Source organism: Jeotgalibacillus sp. JSM ZJ347 (assembly GCF_044383825.1).
In the GTDB taxonomy this organism is placed as follows: domain Bacteria; phylum Bacillota; class Bacilli; order Bacillales; family Jeotgalibacillaceae; genus Jeotgalibacillus.
In genome coordinates, this window is record NZ_JBISEN010000001.1 from 957507 (window position 1) to 972648 (window position 15142).

At 40.7% G+C, this 15142-nt stretch carries 13 protein-coding genes; 4 read left to right on the top strand and 9 right to left on the bottom strand.

The window, feature by feature from the left end; translation table 11 throughout:
- Positions 1-48 precede the first annotated feature (48 nt).
- The 4 genes from ptsP to ACH6CZ_RS04935 form a co-directional block, all read right to left on the bottom strand.
- The gene (gene ptsP / locus ACH6CZ_RS04920; protein ID WP_374096292.1) at positions 49-1767 is read right to left on the bottom strand and encodes a phosphoenolpyruvate--protein phosphotransferase; all 1719 of its coding nucleotides are present in this window, start codon (positions 1765-1767) and stop codon (positions 49-51) included.
- 2 nt (positions 1768-1769) lie between these two features.
- A complete protein-coding gene (locus ACH6CZ_RS04925) occupies positions 1770-2033 on the bottom strand; it encodes a phosphocarrier protein HPr (RefSeq protein WP_039808554.1) in 264 nt (87 codons plus the stop codon).
- Positions 2034-2620: 587 nt separating this feature from the next.
- A complete protein-coding gene (locus ACH6CZ_RS04930; protein ID WP_374096293.1) occupies positions 2621-3337 on the bottom strand; it encodes an SDR family NAD(P)-dependent oxidoreductase in 717 nt (238 codons plus the stop codon).
- 10 nt (positions 3338-3347) lie between these two features.
- Positions 3348-3542 (bottom strand): hypothetical protein, encoded by a 195-nt coding sequence (locus tag ACH6CZ_RS04935; protein ID WP_374096294.1) that lies wholly within the window; start codon positions 3540-3542, stop codon positions 3348-3350.
- Between the two features lie 120 nt (positions 3543-3662).
- Between ACH6CZ_RS04935 and ACH6CZ_RS04940 the strand changes: the two genes are divergently transcribed.
- Both ACH6CZ_RS04940 and ACH6CZ_RS04945 read left to right on the top strand, forming a co-directional pair.
- On the top strand, positions 3663-4394 hold the full coding sequence (locus tag ACH6CZ_RS04940; RefSeq protein WP_374096295.1) for a hypothetical protein: 732 nt from the start codon (positions 3663-3665) through the stop codon (positions 4392-4394).
- A 338-nt stretch (positions 4395-4732) separates the two neighbouring features.
- Entirely contained in the window at positions 4733-6817 is a 2085-nt protein-coding gene (locus ACH6CZ_RS04945) for an ATP-dependent Clp protease ATP-binding subunit (protein WP_374096296.1), read from the top strand.
- Between the two features lie 224 nt (positions 6818-7041).
- On the opposite strand, the gene ACH6CZ_RS04950 is transcribed toward ACH6CZ_RS04945, so the two are convergent.
- From ACH6CZ_RS04950 to ACH6CZ_RS04965, 4 genes are all read right to left on the bottom strand, one after another.
- On the bottom strand, positions 7042-8739 hold the full coding sequence (locus ACH6CZ_RS04950) for a M3 family oligoendopeptidase (protein WP_374096297.1): 1698 nt from the start codon (positions 8737-8739) through the stop codon (positions 7042-7044).
- A 133-nt stretch (positions 8740-8872) separates the two neighbouring features.
- Positions 8873-9322, bottom strand: coding sequence for a MarR family winged helix-turn-helix transcriptional regulator (locus ACH6CZ_RS04955; RefSeq protein WP_374096298.1), 450 nt, complete (start codon positions 9320-9322; stop codon positions 8873-8875).
- A 51-nt stretch (positions 9323-9373) separates the two neighbouring features.
- Positions 9374-10384 (bottom strand): bifunctional metallophosphatase/5'-nucleotidase, encoded by a 1011-nt coding sequence (locus ACH6CZ_RS04960; protein WP_374096299.1) that lies wholly within the window; start codon positions 10382-10384, stop codon positions 9374-9376.
- Positions 10385-10433: 49 nt separating this feature from the next.
- Positions 10434-11606, bottom strand: coding sequence for a pyridoxal phosphate-dependent aminotransferase (locus ACH6CZ_RS04965; protein WP_374096300.1), 1173 nt, complete (start codon positions 11604-11606; stop codon positions 10434-10436).
- Positions 11607-11652: 46 nt separating this feature from the next.
- Between ACH6CZ_RS04965 and ACH6CZ_RS04970 the strand changes: the two genes are divergently transcribed.
- Complete coding sequence (locus ACH6CZ_RS04970; protein WP_374096301.1) at positions 11653-12462, top strand: carbon-nitrogen family hydrolase; 810 nt, start codon at positions 11653-11655, stop codon at positions 12460-12462.
- A 58-nt stretch (positions 12463-12520) separates the two neighbouring features.
- On the opposite strand, the gene ACH6CZ_RS04975 is transcribed toward ACH6CZ_RS04970, so the two are convergent.
- Positions 12521-13909: an ATP-binding protein gene (locus tag ACH6CZ_RS04975; protein ID WP_374096302.1), complete on the bottom strand. Its 1389-nt coding sequence runs from the start codon at positions 13907-13909 to the stop codon at positions 12521-12523.
- Positions 13910-13999: 90 nt separating this feature from the next.
- Between ACH6CZ_RS04975 and ACH6CZ_RS04980 the strand changes: the two genes are divergently transcribed.
- Positions 14000-15043, top strand: coding sequence for an acyltransferase family protein (locus ACH6CZ_RS04980; protein ID WP_374096303.1), 1044 nt, complete (start codon positions 14000-14002; stop codon positions 15041-15043).
- The last annotated feature ends 99 nt before the right edge of the window (positions 15044-15142 follow it).

Sequence of the window (15142 nt, forward strand, 5' to 3'; positions counted from 1 at the left end):
TACTTCCCCCTGTTCATTCATTTAATCCCGATTTTAGTAACATTTATATTACAAATTGATTTCTTTTTTTACAGCTTCAACGACTTCATCATTAGTTGAAAGTGTTAACACGTGCTCAGCCAGTGCTTTCATTTTATCATCTGAAAGCTGTTTGATCTGAGTACGGGCAGGCAGAATCGATGTAGCGCTCATTGAGAATTCATCAAGTCCAAGTCCAAGAAGGATTGGAATCGCAATTTCATCTCCGGCCATCTCTCCACACATACCTGTCCACTTACCTTCTTTATGAGAAGCATCAATGACCATTTTAATCAGACGAAGAATCGCAGGATTATATGGCTGATAGAGATATGAAACTCTTTCATTCATTCGGTCAGCTGCCATTGTGTACTGAATCAGGTCATTTGTACCGATGCTGAAGAAATCTACTTCTTTAGCAAACTGGTCAGCCATTACAGCAGTTGATGGAATTTCAACCATGATACCGACTTCAATTGAGTCAGATACTTCCACGCCTTCAGAAATCAGCTCTTCCTTCACTTCATGAAGAAGTGCTTTTGCAGATCTGAATTCCTCAAGGTTTGAAATCATCGGGAACATGACTTTCAGGTTTCCATATGAGCTTGCACGAAGAAGTGCACGCAGCTGTGTACGGAACAGGTCAGTCTGCTCAAGGCATAGTCTGATCGCACGGAAACCAAGGAATGGATTCATCTCTTCAGGCAGGTTCAGATATGGAAGCTCCTTGTCGCCACCGATGTCAAGCGTACGGACAACAACAGGTTTACCCTTCATGCCTTCTAAAACTGCTTTATAAGATTCAAACTGCTCATCCTCTGAAGGAAGTTCAGTTCTTCCCATATATAAGAATTCTGTACGGTACAGTCCGATTCCCTCACCGCCATTGTTCGTTACACCTTCAAGATCTCCAGGTGTACCGATATTAGCAGCAAGTTCAACGTGACGCCCTTCAGCCGTTACTGTCTTTTCATCCACAAGCTTTGCCCATTCTGCCTTCTGGTCAGCAAAATCTGCGGCTTCCTGCTTGTATTTACTGATGATTTCATCAGTCGGGTTCACATGAACTTCACCATTCAGTCCGTCCACGATCACCATATCACCATTTTCAATTGTCACAGTCGCTTCTTTCGTTCCAACTACTGCAGGAATTTCCATTGAGCGTGCCATGATTGCTGAATGTGATGTACGGCCCCCGATATTTGTTGTAAACCCTTTAACAAATTCACGGTTTAACTGAGCAGTATCAGAAGGTGTTAAATCGTCAGCGATAACAACAACTTCTTCTGAAATCATGCTTGGATTAAGTACTTTTACACCAAGAAGATGTGAAAGTACGCGTTTTGTCACATCACGGATATCAGCAGCACGTTCTTTCATGTACTCGTTATCCATCTGTTCAAACATCATCACAAACATATCTGCTGTTTCTTTCAGTGCTGCTTCAGCATTAACCTGTTCACTCTTGATCTTATCCTCAATCGGAGAAACAAGCTCAGGATCACTTAAAACCAGTAGGTGCGCTTCGAAGATTGCCGCTTTATCTTCACCAAGTTCAGTCTTGGCACGGTCGCGGATTACTTCAAGCTCGTTTTTGGATGTCTGTAGTGCTTCCTGGAAGCGCTGTACTTCCTGATCTGCATTTTCAACTTTTGTCTGTTCAAATGATAGATCAGGCTCTACTAGACGGTAAGCCTTTGCAATCGCGATCCCGCTTGACGCAGCAATTCCCTTTAGTACTGAAGACATTCTTACGCCAGACCTTCATTCTTAAGAGTTTCTTCAAGACTTGCCAGCGCTTCCTCTTCATCGCTTCCATCAGCATAAATTGTGATTTCAGCGTCTTTACCCACACCAAGAGACATAACACCCATGATTGATTTAAGGTTTACTTTCTTTCCTTTATATTCAAGCTGGATATCAGAATCGAATTTACTTGCATTTTGTACCAGAATTGTTGCCGGACGAGCGTGAATTCCAGTTTCTGCTGTTACTGTAAAAGTTTTTTGTGTCATGATAAATCTTCTCCTTTTCTACACTTGTATTTACAACATCACCTTAATAAGTTATCGAATTCAGACGTTGCCGTCAATAAAAATCATTCAATTACAGGCGTTGAGTTTTAACAACCTCTTTAAATCATAAGAATAGCATGACAGCAGCGTAAGCACAACGAATAAGACATCCCCGGTGTCCCGTTTTTTTTAAAACCCTTTGATTCTTTTTTCAAAATCCTTAACAAATTGTTCAAAAACCATTAATTCATCTCCAGTTATAGCTTCATTTCCGCAACGCATTATTGTATGGATGTCGGTAAGTTCTTCATTTTGAATAAAGTTCAATCTTCTGAACCACTACCCGACTGTTTTGAACTTTTGTCATCTGGCGCTATTTCTTTGCACTTTTTTTCTAATGATATGATAAAAATAATACTTCTTGACGTAAGGCTTATTTAACTCATTATTTTAACCGTTACATAAACCTTATAGTACGACAGTACCTGTAAGAGCTAATATGACAAGCATTTCGATGGTACCTGTTTTGGCAATCTTTCAATTAAGAAGCTTTCGGGATCTATCACCTGAAATCCGTACTTAATGAATTAATGCTCATAAATCATTTTCCTTGTCATCCCGCCATCAATGACCAGATTTTCACCATTGATAAAATTATTTGCCTCATCAGTCAGGAACAGGCATGCCCGTGCAATATCTTCCGGCTTTCCAACTCTGTTGGAAAGGTGCTGATCATGGTCTACCTGTCTTAACGCTTCATAATCACCGGTATGGATCCAGCCCGGGCTGATTGCATTTACAGTGATTTCTTTATCAGAAAGTGTAACTGCAAGTGAGTGAGTCAGGGCAAAAATCCCACCTTTAGAAGCGGCATAACCTTCTGTATCAGGCTCAGACATATGTGCGCGTGTAGAACAAAGGTTTACAATTGCGCCACCCTGATCCATTAATCCCGCCGCTTCCCTTGAACAATAAAAAACGCTTGAAAGATTCGTATGTAAGATGGTCTCCCAATCTTCCACTGTCACTTCCCAGATTGACTTAAACTTTGAAATCCCGGCATTGTTAATAAGAATGTTGAGCGCACCTGATTGCTCTTTCACACGATTGAAAACTTTTTTTATCTCTTCATAGTTAGAAACATCCGCTGTTATTGCAACAGCATTCTCTAAATTCCGGGTCTCTTCTTTTAACTTTTCTTCATTGATATCAACCATATAGACAAAAGCACCCTCATTGATATATGCTTTTGCAATCGAAAGTCCGATGCCACTTGCAGCTCCTGTAACGACGACTGTTTTCATATAATCCCCCTCAACTTCTTGGTTCTTCAAGATATTGATAGACTGTTCTACCGTAGTGACCCGCTATTCCGCGAAAATGTTTAAAGTCTTCTCTTCCGGTCAGTACACCTCTGAAAAGATCAAAGTCTTCTTTTTCCACGATGACCTCTTTTAATTCACCATTCTTTAATTGTTCGAGTTGAATATTTGCTTCTTCTGCAGTCATTTTCTATCACCTGCTCCTTACATACTAGTTGTCTATATCACTTTATGAGGATTTTGAAACTTTTACAATGCCTGTACGTCTACTATAATAACCGCATACATATAGAATGGAGGAAACACAATGAAAAAATTAATGGTACTTATGCTGGTACTGATGCTTGCTGCTTTTATGGCTGCGTGTGGTACTGAAACAGAAGAAGGTACCTCAGCCGATCAGCCAGTGGAAGAAAACAATGAAGAAACAGTTGTGACTGAAGACGACACAACTGAAGAAGAAGCTGAAACCGAAGAAAATGCCGGAGAAGAACAGCCTGCTGAGGACGCAAGTGAAGAAACAGAGGAATCAGAAGCGCCAGCTGAAGAAGATCCGGCTGAAGAAGCAGAGTCAGATATTCGTCTGCTGGAGCAGCCTATGACGCTCCCACTGAATGGCGAAGAAACAGAACGTACAGCATTTTTACAGGAAAGTGAAGAAAATAATTACAGTATCTATGTAGCTGAAGGTTTTACTTTCACACCGGAAGAGCCGAATGTTGATCAGGTCTTCCTTAATGAAGACGGTTCACAGTTCATGAGAATCCACACTTACCCAAAAGAAGATGTTGAAGCAGGTGTTGTTGAAGGACAGATGAAAGACCAGGCAGATGCAATCCAGGGAGAAGATTCAGCTGAGTGGACACCTGAAAACATTGAAAATGAAGTGATTGCAGGATATGAAGCGGTTGTGGGAGAAGAACAGTACAAGACTTACCTTTTTGAAAAAAATGATATTTATGTAAGAATTGCCATCCACACTTCAGTTGACTCAGATCTTGAAGATGCATTTATCCAGATGGCAGAGACAATCGAATAACAAATACCCGGAAATAACCTTCAATTCATCATCCAAACAATATTTAATTTAAATCTTAGTGTAGCGGAGCGTAAGGCGGCGACTCCAGTGGGAGTAGACGGACAGGTGAGACCCCGCAGGCGCGCAGCGACGAGGAGGCTCACCGCCGTCCCCACGGAAAGCGTCCGCCTGAAGCGCAGCGAAACGGTTACTGAAGCTGGAACAATTCTTGTTCCGGCTTTTTTATTTGCACCCGAAACAAATTACTTGAAAGTCAATAAAGGTCAAAGTATACTGAAAACAGAAAGTCAAAGTTAGTCAAACTCTCTTTGATCAATTACACATAAGGAGGAGTCACAATGATTTGTCAAAAATGCCAGAGCAAGCCTGCAAATATACAATTCAGAGTTCAATTAAATGATCAGGTTCAGGATTTTCATTTGTGCTCCGCTTGTTATAAAGAAGAGCGCTCAAAGCTGCATGCTGCCATGAACAAAAAAGGCAACGATCAATTCCAGCCTTTTGAACAGGTAAAGCAGGAGCCCGAAACTGGGCAGGAGGGTCTGCTGGAAGAGTACGGCAGAAACCTGACAAACCTGGCCGGTGCAGGCCTGATTGATCCAGTGATTGGCCGTGATGCAGAAATTGAACAGATGATTGAAATACTGAATAGAAGAAACAAAAATAACCCTGTATTAATTGGTGAACCGGGCATTGGTAAAACTGCAGCTGCTGAAGGACTGGCACTGAAAATTTCTGAAGGTACTGTGCCGGAAAAACTGAAACAAAAAGAAGTCATTCTGTTGGATGTCGCTTCTCTTGTTTCAAACACAGGCATCAGAGGTCAGTTTGAAGAAAGAATGAAGCAGCTGATCAACGAACTGCAGGAGCGCAAAAACGTGATCCTGTTTATTGATGAGATTCACCAGATTGTCGGTGCTGGTTCAGCAGAAGGTTCGATGGATGCAGGAAATATCCTGAAACCCGCACTTGCACGCGGTGAAATGCAGCTTGTGGGTGCAACTACACTTGCTGAATATAGAAAAATTGAAAAAGATGCAGCATTAGAACGACGCTTCCAGCCAATTCATTTGAAAGAACCATCTATTTCAGAAGCGATTGAGATTTTAAAAGGGCTGGCACCACGATATGAAAAATTTCACGGTGTAACCTACAGTCAGGAAGCAATCGAAGCGACTGTCACATTATCAAAACGCTATATTCAGGAACGCTTCCTTCCGGATAAAGCAATCGACCTGATGGATGAGGCAGGATCCAAATTGAACCTTACACTTGATAACGCTGACAAAGCTGCTGTCGAGAAGCGCCTAAAAGCCATTTACGCTGAAAAAGAAGAAGCGCTAAAACATGAAGAATATGAAAAAGCTGCCAAGCTGAGAGATGAAGAAGAAGAACTTGAAAAAGCATTAAAGAAACCTGCTTCATCTGAAAAACCAGCCGTTGAAATTGAGCTGATTCAGAAATTAATTGAACGTAAAACAGGTATCCCTGTTGGTAAGCTTGAGCAGGACGAGCATCAGAAAATGGCTGAGCTTGAAGTAAACCTTCGTCATCACGTCATCGGTCAGAATGAAGCCGTCAAACGTGTTGCGAAAGCAGTACGCAGAAGCCGTGCAGGACTGAAGTCAAAAAACCGCCCGGCTGGTTCATTCCTATTTGTAGGGCCAACGGGTGTCGGTAAAACAGAACTGTCCAAAACACTTGCTGAAGAATTATTCGGTTCAAAAGATCATATGATCCGTCTTGACATGAGTGAATATATGGAAAAACACAGTGTCTCAAAACTGATCGGTTCACCACCTGGATATGTCGGTCACGATCAGGCCGGACAGCTGACTGAAAAAGTACGCCGTTCACCATATACAATCCTGCTGCTTGATGAAATCGAAAAAGCTCACCCTGACGTTATGCATATGTTCCTTCAGATTATGGAAGATGGACGCTTAACTGACAGCCAGGGCCGTACGGTTAGCTTTAAGGAAACTGTGATCATTATGACAAGTAACGCAGGCGTCGGTCCAAGAAAGAAAGCAGTCGGTTTTGGTGCAACCCAGGCGGCTGATGAAGCATCAATCCTTGAATCACTCAGCGACTTTTTCAAGCCTGAATTCCTGAACCGATTCGATAGCATTATTGAATTTGATTCACTTGGAAAAGAACATCTGATCAAGATTGTTGACCTGATGTTAGATGAGTTGAATGAACTGATTGAAGAACAGCAGATGACGCTTGAAGTATCAGAAGAAGTAAAAGCAAAAATTGCTGAGCTTGGCTATCACCCGTCATTTGGTGCTCGCCCGCTCAGAAGAGTCATTCAGGAAAAAATTGAAGATCAGATAACTGACTTTATGTATGACTTTCCTGAAGAAAAGCACTTAAAAGCTGTGCTTGTTGATGATGAGATTAAGATTAAAAAGATCTAAAGGATCGAACAATTTATTTTGTTAAGTTAAACAATTTTATCATTTAATCTAAAGTGTAGCGTAGCGTAAGGCGGCGACTCCTGCAGGAGAAGCCGGACAGATGAGACCCCACAGACGCAAAGCGTCGAGGAGGCTCATCGCCGGCCCTGCGGAAAGCGTCCGCCTGAAGCGCAGCGAAACGAGTAAGAGGATGAGACATTTTTACTGACTCATCCTCTTTTAGATTAAAGCTTCTTATCATCCACACCATCAAGCCAGTTCTCAATTTCTTTCACAACTGACTCCAGGCTTCCTTCTTCAAATGGTGATTTCAGGTTTGCTTCTTTTACGAGTTCAGTGAATGATTTTGAACCGCCGAGTTTGCATAAATGTACGTAATCCTTCCATGCTCCTTCAAAATCCTCTCTTGATTTTTTCCAGAACTGGAATGCACAAATCTGTGCGAGTGTGTAGTCGATATAATAGAATGGTGCTTCGTAAATATGACCCTGACGCTGCCATACACCACCACGGCTCAGATAGTCATGATCACCGTACTTCCGATGTGGAAGATAGGTTTCCTCGAGTTCTTTCCATACAGCTTTTCTTTCTGCAGGTGTCATATCCGGCTTTTCATAGACACGATGCTGAAATTCGTCAACTGCTACGCCATAAGGTAGGAATAAAATTCCGCTGCTTAAATGAGCAAACTTGTATTTTTCGGTCTGATCTTCAAAGAAGTTTTCCATCCATGGCCATGTCAAAAACTCCATACTCATCGAATGGATTTCTGCCGCTTCATGTGTCGGCCAGATATATTCCGGAATATCAGTATGCCTGCTCATATATACCTGAAAAGCATGCCCTGCTTCATGTGTTAAAACGTCTATGTCTCCTGATGTTCCGTTAAAATTAGAGAAGATAAACGGCGCTTCATAATTTTCAATAAATGTACAATAGCCGCCTGCTTCCTTCCCTTTTTTCGCTTCAAGGTCCATCAGTTCACGCTCATTCATAAATGTGAAAAACTCATTTGTTTCTTCAGAAAGCTCCTGATACATCTGCTTTCCTTTTTCTATGATCCAATCCGGACCTCCTTTAGGATTTGCATTTCCCGTAAGAAACTCCAGCGATTCATCCCAAAACATTAACTCCTGAACTCCAATTCTCTCTTTCTGGCGTTCTCTTAGTTTTGTTGCAAGCGGAACAACAAAGTCTCGCACCTGCTCACGGAATTTAGTCACTTTTTCAGCATCATAGTCCACTCTCAGCATTCTCAAATAGCCTACATCAACAAAGTTTTTGTACCCGAGCTTTTGTGCAATCTGATGCCTTGTTTTAACAAGACTGTCGTATAACGTATCGAACTTCTCCTCGTTTTCCGCAAAAAAGTCAAACTTCGCTTTAACTGCTTTTTCTCTTGTTGCACGCTCTGTTGATTCTGTATATGGATCAATTTGAGCAAGCGTCAGCATATCTCCCTCAAACGCTATTTCAGCTGAAGCAACCAATTTGGAGTATTCTGATGACAGACGGTTTTCCTCCTGCAGCAAAGGAATGATTTCCGGGCTGAAGGATTTAATAGAATAATCTGCAAGATCAAAGAACTGCCTTCCCCACTTTTCTTCAAGCTCTTTTCTATAAGGAGATTTCACAAGCTCCCGGTAGAATAACGTACTCAGTTCCTCGAACTCAGGCCCCGCCTCATCAAAGAAGTTTCTTTCCTTTTCATAAAATTCATCTTTTGTGTTAATTGAAGCCCTGATAAAAGCAAGGTTGCCCTGAGTTGCAACATCATCCCTAAGCTTATTTACTTCCATGATTGTCTGTTCCTGCTCAGTCAGTGTTTCCGCCTTGCGGAATATTTCAAGCAGCTGATTAAAATCTTTCTTTACTTGCTCCATATCAGGTCTTTTGTATTCATAGTCACTAAACTTCAACATCTAAATTCCCCTTTTCATATGTATTCCTTTGTTCATTTCGACTGAACTCATGTGCCTTCCTGCTTTTTCCCATAAAAAAACACCGGAAACATCCGGTGCTTACTGTTTTCAGAACACATTCCATTAAAAATGATTAATAAGAAAGGTCTTTAATTGAAAGCCCAAGCTTTTTTAACAGTTCGATTGCCTGTTTTTGTTCATCATCAGATAATGCCGTCATCAGTTCATGAAGATTTTTCTCGTGTGCCGGAAAAATCTCACTCATAAATTCATGGCCCGCCTCTGTGATTTCAGCATATGTTACTCTTCTGTCTTCAGGAGAAGCGACTCTGGAGATGTATCCTTTTTTTTCAAGCTTATCTACGACATATGTAATACTGCCGCTTGCAAGCAGAATTTTCCCGCCGATTTTCTGAAGCGGCTGTTTTCCTTTGTGATAAAGTAATTCAAGAACACCAAATTCTGTGGGATTCAGTCCGTGTTCCTGAAAAAACTTGCTGCTGGACTCATTTATTGCTTTATACGCTCTTGATAAAACAATAAACAGTTTTAACGATTGATTATGATCCGCTCCATCTGTCATGTACAGTCATTCCTTTTGTCAGTATCATCTTTTAAAGTATAGCGATGAAAACTAAAAAAAGTCAATATAATCCTCTAAGCTCAAATCTTTCAGCCAATCTTTTATTAATCGCTCGTCTTTATTCATATACTGAAAATGGTTTGAAACGTTTTCTCTTTTACTCCAGTTCAATGTTTCAAGCTCCTGAAAATAGATCAGTCTGTCAATTTCATCATCAGGCTCACTTTGACTTGCCTCATGAAAACTCCCCTGGATGGATTCAACCTTATAGGAAGAACCGAACCTTGAGAGTGACACATTTATCTCACCAAGCACTTCTCCATATGCACCGGACTGCATAACAAATTTACCGTTTCGGCTTTCATTTATTTTTGTATGCTCTCTGGCGGTTAATAAAATATCAATTCCATCAATAGAACAAATTTGTTCTCCCTGGTCAATACCGCGTGATGACAAGCTGTTAAATCCTCCATGATAATTGACGATCACCAGATCAGGACTTTCTGTTTCATGGATAAATCGTATCCAGCGTTTAGCAGCTACAAAGGCATCTTCAAATAAAATGTCTTTAAAAATGAAAGGTTCATCTCCATTTTTTCTTGTTGCTGAAAGCCCGAGAATCGCAACCTTTACTCCTTTTACAAGCTTTGTCGCATAAGGAAACCCAAAGTAGGGTTCTTTTGTTGTTTTATGTACAACATTTGCTGCAAGCCAGGGGAAAAATGACCGGCCGATCGCACGGCTGATAAAGGGAAGGCCGTAATCAAAATCGTATTCACCAATCGCAGCACAATCATATTCAAGGTGGTTCATCACCTGGATCATTGGATTCGGCATATGGTCATTATACTTGGCATAATGGTACGTTAATGGACTTCCCTTCAGCATATCTCCAGTATCAAATAACAGGAGATCAGGGTCGTACTGACGCCTGGATTTAATCACATTGGACAGCCTTGCCATGCCATGCGTCTGATCTGTTCCCCAGTGGGAGGTTGATTTTACATGACCATGTATATCATTTGTCTGAAGTATGGTTAGTTGAACTTGTTCGCTTGCCAATCGCTTCACCCCTCTTACAGCATATGTGTCAGGTTATGTATAAGCTTGTTCAGAATATATGAAGGTTTGATAGCCTTGAGGCTGCTTCTTTGATTCTGTCTTCATCTGCAAGCAGACCCACTCTGACGTATCCTTCCCCGCTCTCTCCAAATCCTATACCAGGTGCAACCACTACGCCTGCTTTTTCTAAAAGTATGTCACTGAAGCTTTCAGATGTATACCCATCAGGCACTTTAAACCAGGCAAAGAATGAACCTTTAGGTGCACTGACCTTCCAGCCTGCTTCATTGAAAGCCTCAACCATTGTATTTCTTCTTCTTTCATAAATGTCAGAGAGTGCTAAAGCAGATTCATACGATTCTGTTAGGGCTGATTCTGCAGCTTCCTGCACAGCGCCGAAAAGACTAACATGAAGATGATCCTGCAAAAGATTAAGCGCCTTGATCACAGAAGGGTTCCCTACTGCAAAACCTACACGCCATCCCGCCATGTTAAATGTTTTTGAAAGTGTATAAATCTCTACACCGTTTTCTTTTGATCGCTCCGCCTGAAGGTAACTGACCGGCCGCTGCCCATCAAAACCGATTGAGCCATATGCAAAATCATGTACCACACAAATATCGTATTTTTCAGCAAACGCAATCACTTCATCAAAAAACGCCTGATCTGCGATAGCACCTGTCGGGTTATTTGGATAATTCAGAAACATCAACTTTGCTCTCTTGGCATCCTCTTCAGAAATATTTGTTAAATCCGGAAGGAATTGATTCTCTTCAAGCAGCGGCATCATAACCATCTCTGCTTCTGCAAGTGAAACACCGGACCAGTAATCAGGATATCCCGGATCGGGTACAAGCACCACATCTCCTGGATTGCACAAGCACTGAGGCAACTCAACAAGCCCTGCTTTGCCACCAAAAAGTAACGCGACCTCTGAATCAGGATCAAGCTCCACACCGTATTCTCTTTTATAGAAAGCTGCAGCGGCTTCTCTAACATATTGCATTCCCCTAAAAGGAGAATATTTATGGTTGACCGGATTTTCAGCTGCCTGTTGAAGCCTGCTGACAATATGTTCAGGTGTTGGCAGGTCAGGATTCCCTTGTCCAAGATTAATAATATCGTGTCCTGCTGCCACCTTTTCCATTACTTTTGATGAAAGCTTTGCAAAGAATTGCTCGGGTAAATCATTCAAACGATCTGATTGTTCAAACTTTTTCACTAAGATGCCCCTCTTTCAAATTATTGCCCTAAATGTTATAACGTAAATGTATAATTGTAAAGATGATTCTGAAAAGTGGGTGAAACAGTTGAAAATTGCGATTTTCCAAATGGACCTGGTATTTGGGTCTCCTGATGAAAATGTTGAAAAAGTGAAGAACTGGATTGAAAAAATGGAACCTTCAGATGTGATAGTTCTGCCTGAACTCTGGACGACAGGTTATGACCTACCGAACCTGCAGCATATGAACGACCATTACAACCAGACAGTGTCACTATTAAAAGACCTGGCTGTAAAACACAATGTTCATATCATTGGAGGTTCTGTTGCTAAATCTGATAATGGTCATATCTTTAATACGATGCCTGTGATTGATCAGAAAGGGTCCCTGGTTCATGAGTACAGCAAACTGCATTTATTTAAACTGATGGATGAACACCTTCACCTAAAGGAAGGAAATGATGATCCTTCTTTTAAACTTGATGATATCCATTTTGCTGGGTTTATCTGCTACGATATCAGATTCCCTGAATGGATCAGAAAATCCGTTCTGAATGGCGCTAAAGCCGTTGTCGTACCTGCTGAATGGCCATCACCAAGAATCGATCACTGGGTCACACTATTAAAGGCAAGAGCGATTGAAAATCAGGTGTATGTCATTGCCTGTAACCGAGTCGGCAGTGATCATGCAAATGAATTTGGCGGACACTCCCTGATCATCGACCCATGGGGAAAGATCATTGCTGAAGGATCTGATCAGGAAGAAATCGTCTATGGCGAAATTCATGCAAATGAAGTAGAAGAAATCCGAAAAAGAATTCCGATCTTTGATGACCGCAGGGCTGAATTTTACTAAACTGCAAATGAAATGGCCGCATGTATATCACATGCGGCTGTTTTCATATCTTAAATGCTCATTTTCCTGTGACCGGTAGTGAAATGTTGAACCGCGTCCCGGTCCCTTCTCTGCTAATCACTTCCACAGAGCCCCTGTGTTCTTCGATAATTCTCAGGCTTACCGGCAATCCAAGTCCTGTGCCATTTTCTTTCGTGGTAAAAAAAGGTTCATTCAATTTTTTCAGCTTTTCTTCCGGAATCCCGCAGCCATTATCACTTACAGAAGCAATGATATCTTTGTTTTTTTCCTCAATAGACACCCCTATCTTTCCTCTTGCAGGTGACGCTTCTACAGCATTTTTGATTAAATTAATGAAAACCTGCTTTAATCGGTTAGCATCTCCAAATATGAATAGCTCTTCTTCTAAAGCGGTAAAAGTAAGCTCAATATCATGTAAAAGTGCCTGCGGCTGCATAATGTTTACCGTTTCTTCAAGCACTTTTCTCAGGTCAATCTTTTTCATCAGACTGTTCTTTGGTTTTGCCAGCATTAAGAATTCAGTAATCGTTGATTCCAGCCTGGACAGCTCTGAATTAATGACATCGAAATACATTTTCTGCGTGTCACCAAGATCCGATTCCAGCAGCTGGATAAAGCCTTTTAGTGAAGTCATCGGATTTCTGATTTCATGTGCGATTCCAGCAGCAAGCTGACCGACAACTTTCAACGTATCCTGCTGATCTGAACGTTTGATATATTCGAATATTTCCGTTATATCTCTGATTATAAATAAATGATACCCAACTGCTACGTTGGTTATCTTAGTAAATTCATAATTTCTGGAATCTATAATTACGACCTGACTGGCCATATTCCGGTGAGTATGTGGAGCAAGTTGCTGAATAAAACCCGGTATGTTTCTTTTCGTCTCATAATCATTTAATAAGTGATCAATATTCTCTTTTTTATGATCCTGCAAATGTAGTAGCTTATTTGCAAACACATTTGAGCGAATGATAAAACCGTCTTCATCAACAATTAACAGACCGTGAATGGCTTTATTAAAAACATTTGAAAAAATCAGTTCCTCTGGCACTTCATTTACGTTCTTCAGTATTAATATAAACTTCTCTTCTCCAGGAACCGGTATACATTCTCCTAAACATTCTGTTACCGCTGAACCGTTAAAGAATTGAAGCTCCCGGGTGTCCTGACATTCACCGAGCATACAGGATTTCAGCCATGCCATATGTTCACTTTTCAGGTATACAGAAATAGCAGTTCCGACCTCCGGATTAAATTGGCATTTGCCTTGATCATTAAAATTATTTATAATTCCATCTGGATTCAGTACAAGTGCACACTCATGAATATGTTCTAACAGTCTGTTACTGGGTAATTGTTTATTTGACTGTTCACCATTGTCCGAACCGGACTTTAAATGAGACAAATGTCTGGAAAGCATGATTGTATCCCTACTTTTCATTAGAATAAATTCACTTTATATTTATGCCAATTTCACCAGATTTATAAATTGTAAAAAAGGGTATTTAAAGTGGAACGAAGTGTAATAGAAAGCGGTGTAACAATGTCTAAACGTGATTATTACTTTGATAATGCAAAATTCATTTTAATCTTTCTGGTAGTTTTTGGACATGCCATTCAAAGCAGTATAGAGGCAGATCCAATTCTGATGACTACCTATCAGACAATCTACTTTTTTCATATGCCGGCATTCATTTTAATTGCCGGCTATTTTGCCAAAGCATCCTATTCAAAGGGCCTGATCTTTAAACTGTTAAAAAAGCTGATCGTACCTTATTTAATTTTCCAGTTGATTTATACGATTTATTATTACTTCCTGAGGGATCATAACAACCTTGAGATTGATCCGCTGAACCCACAATGGGCACTGTGGTTTTTAGTGAGCATGTTTTTCTGGAGCCTGTTATTACTATTATTTGTAGATGTATTAAAGCTGAAGTGGAAAGCAGCAATGGTGATCAGTATTGCGCTTGGTGTACTGATCGGGTTTGTGAATGACTATACATCAACATTAAGTCTATCAAGAACGTTTGTATTCTTTCCATTCTTCCTTGCAGGTCATTATTTGAACAGAAACTTTTTCAGTCAGTTGAATTCCAAAAAGGTAAGGGTTTTCTCTGCACTCTCAATCCTGTTAGTATTTATATCAATTTACTTCCTGCCTGACTGGAGCAGCAGATGGTTATTCGGTTCACATTCGTATGAGGATCTTGGAACGCCAGTAGAAGCAAGCCCTCTTCTCAGGTTGCTGATCTATGCAGTGAGCTTTGGTCTGGTGATTGCATTCTTTTCACTTGCACCGATCATAAAAACATTTTTTACAAAATGGGGCGTGAACACGCTGTATGTATACCTGTTTCACGGCTTTATCATCCAGTTTTACCGTGAAAGCGGCTTTGGATTAGCAGTCAATCCATATGTGTCACTGCTTATCATTATGGCCGCATCATTAATACTGACCATTTTTTTATCATCAAGACTGGTGGCAGCAGCAGCACAGCCTATAGTGGAACTGAATAACTCTAAAGCCAAAAAAATGTTGAACCAAAAGTAAGTAATTTGAAATTTCAGTTAATACATTGTTTAATATTAACATCTTCATGTCATAAAATAAACCATTTAAATCAAAATTATTCATTATAACGAACAATTA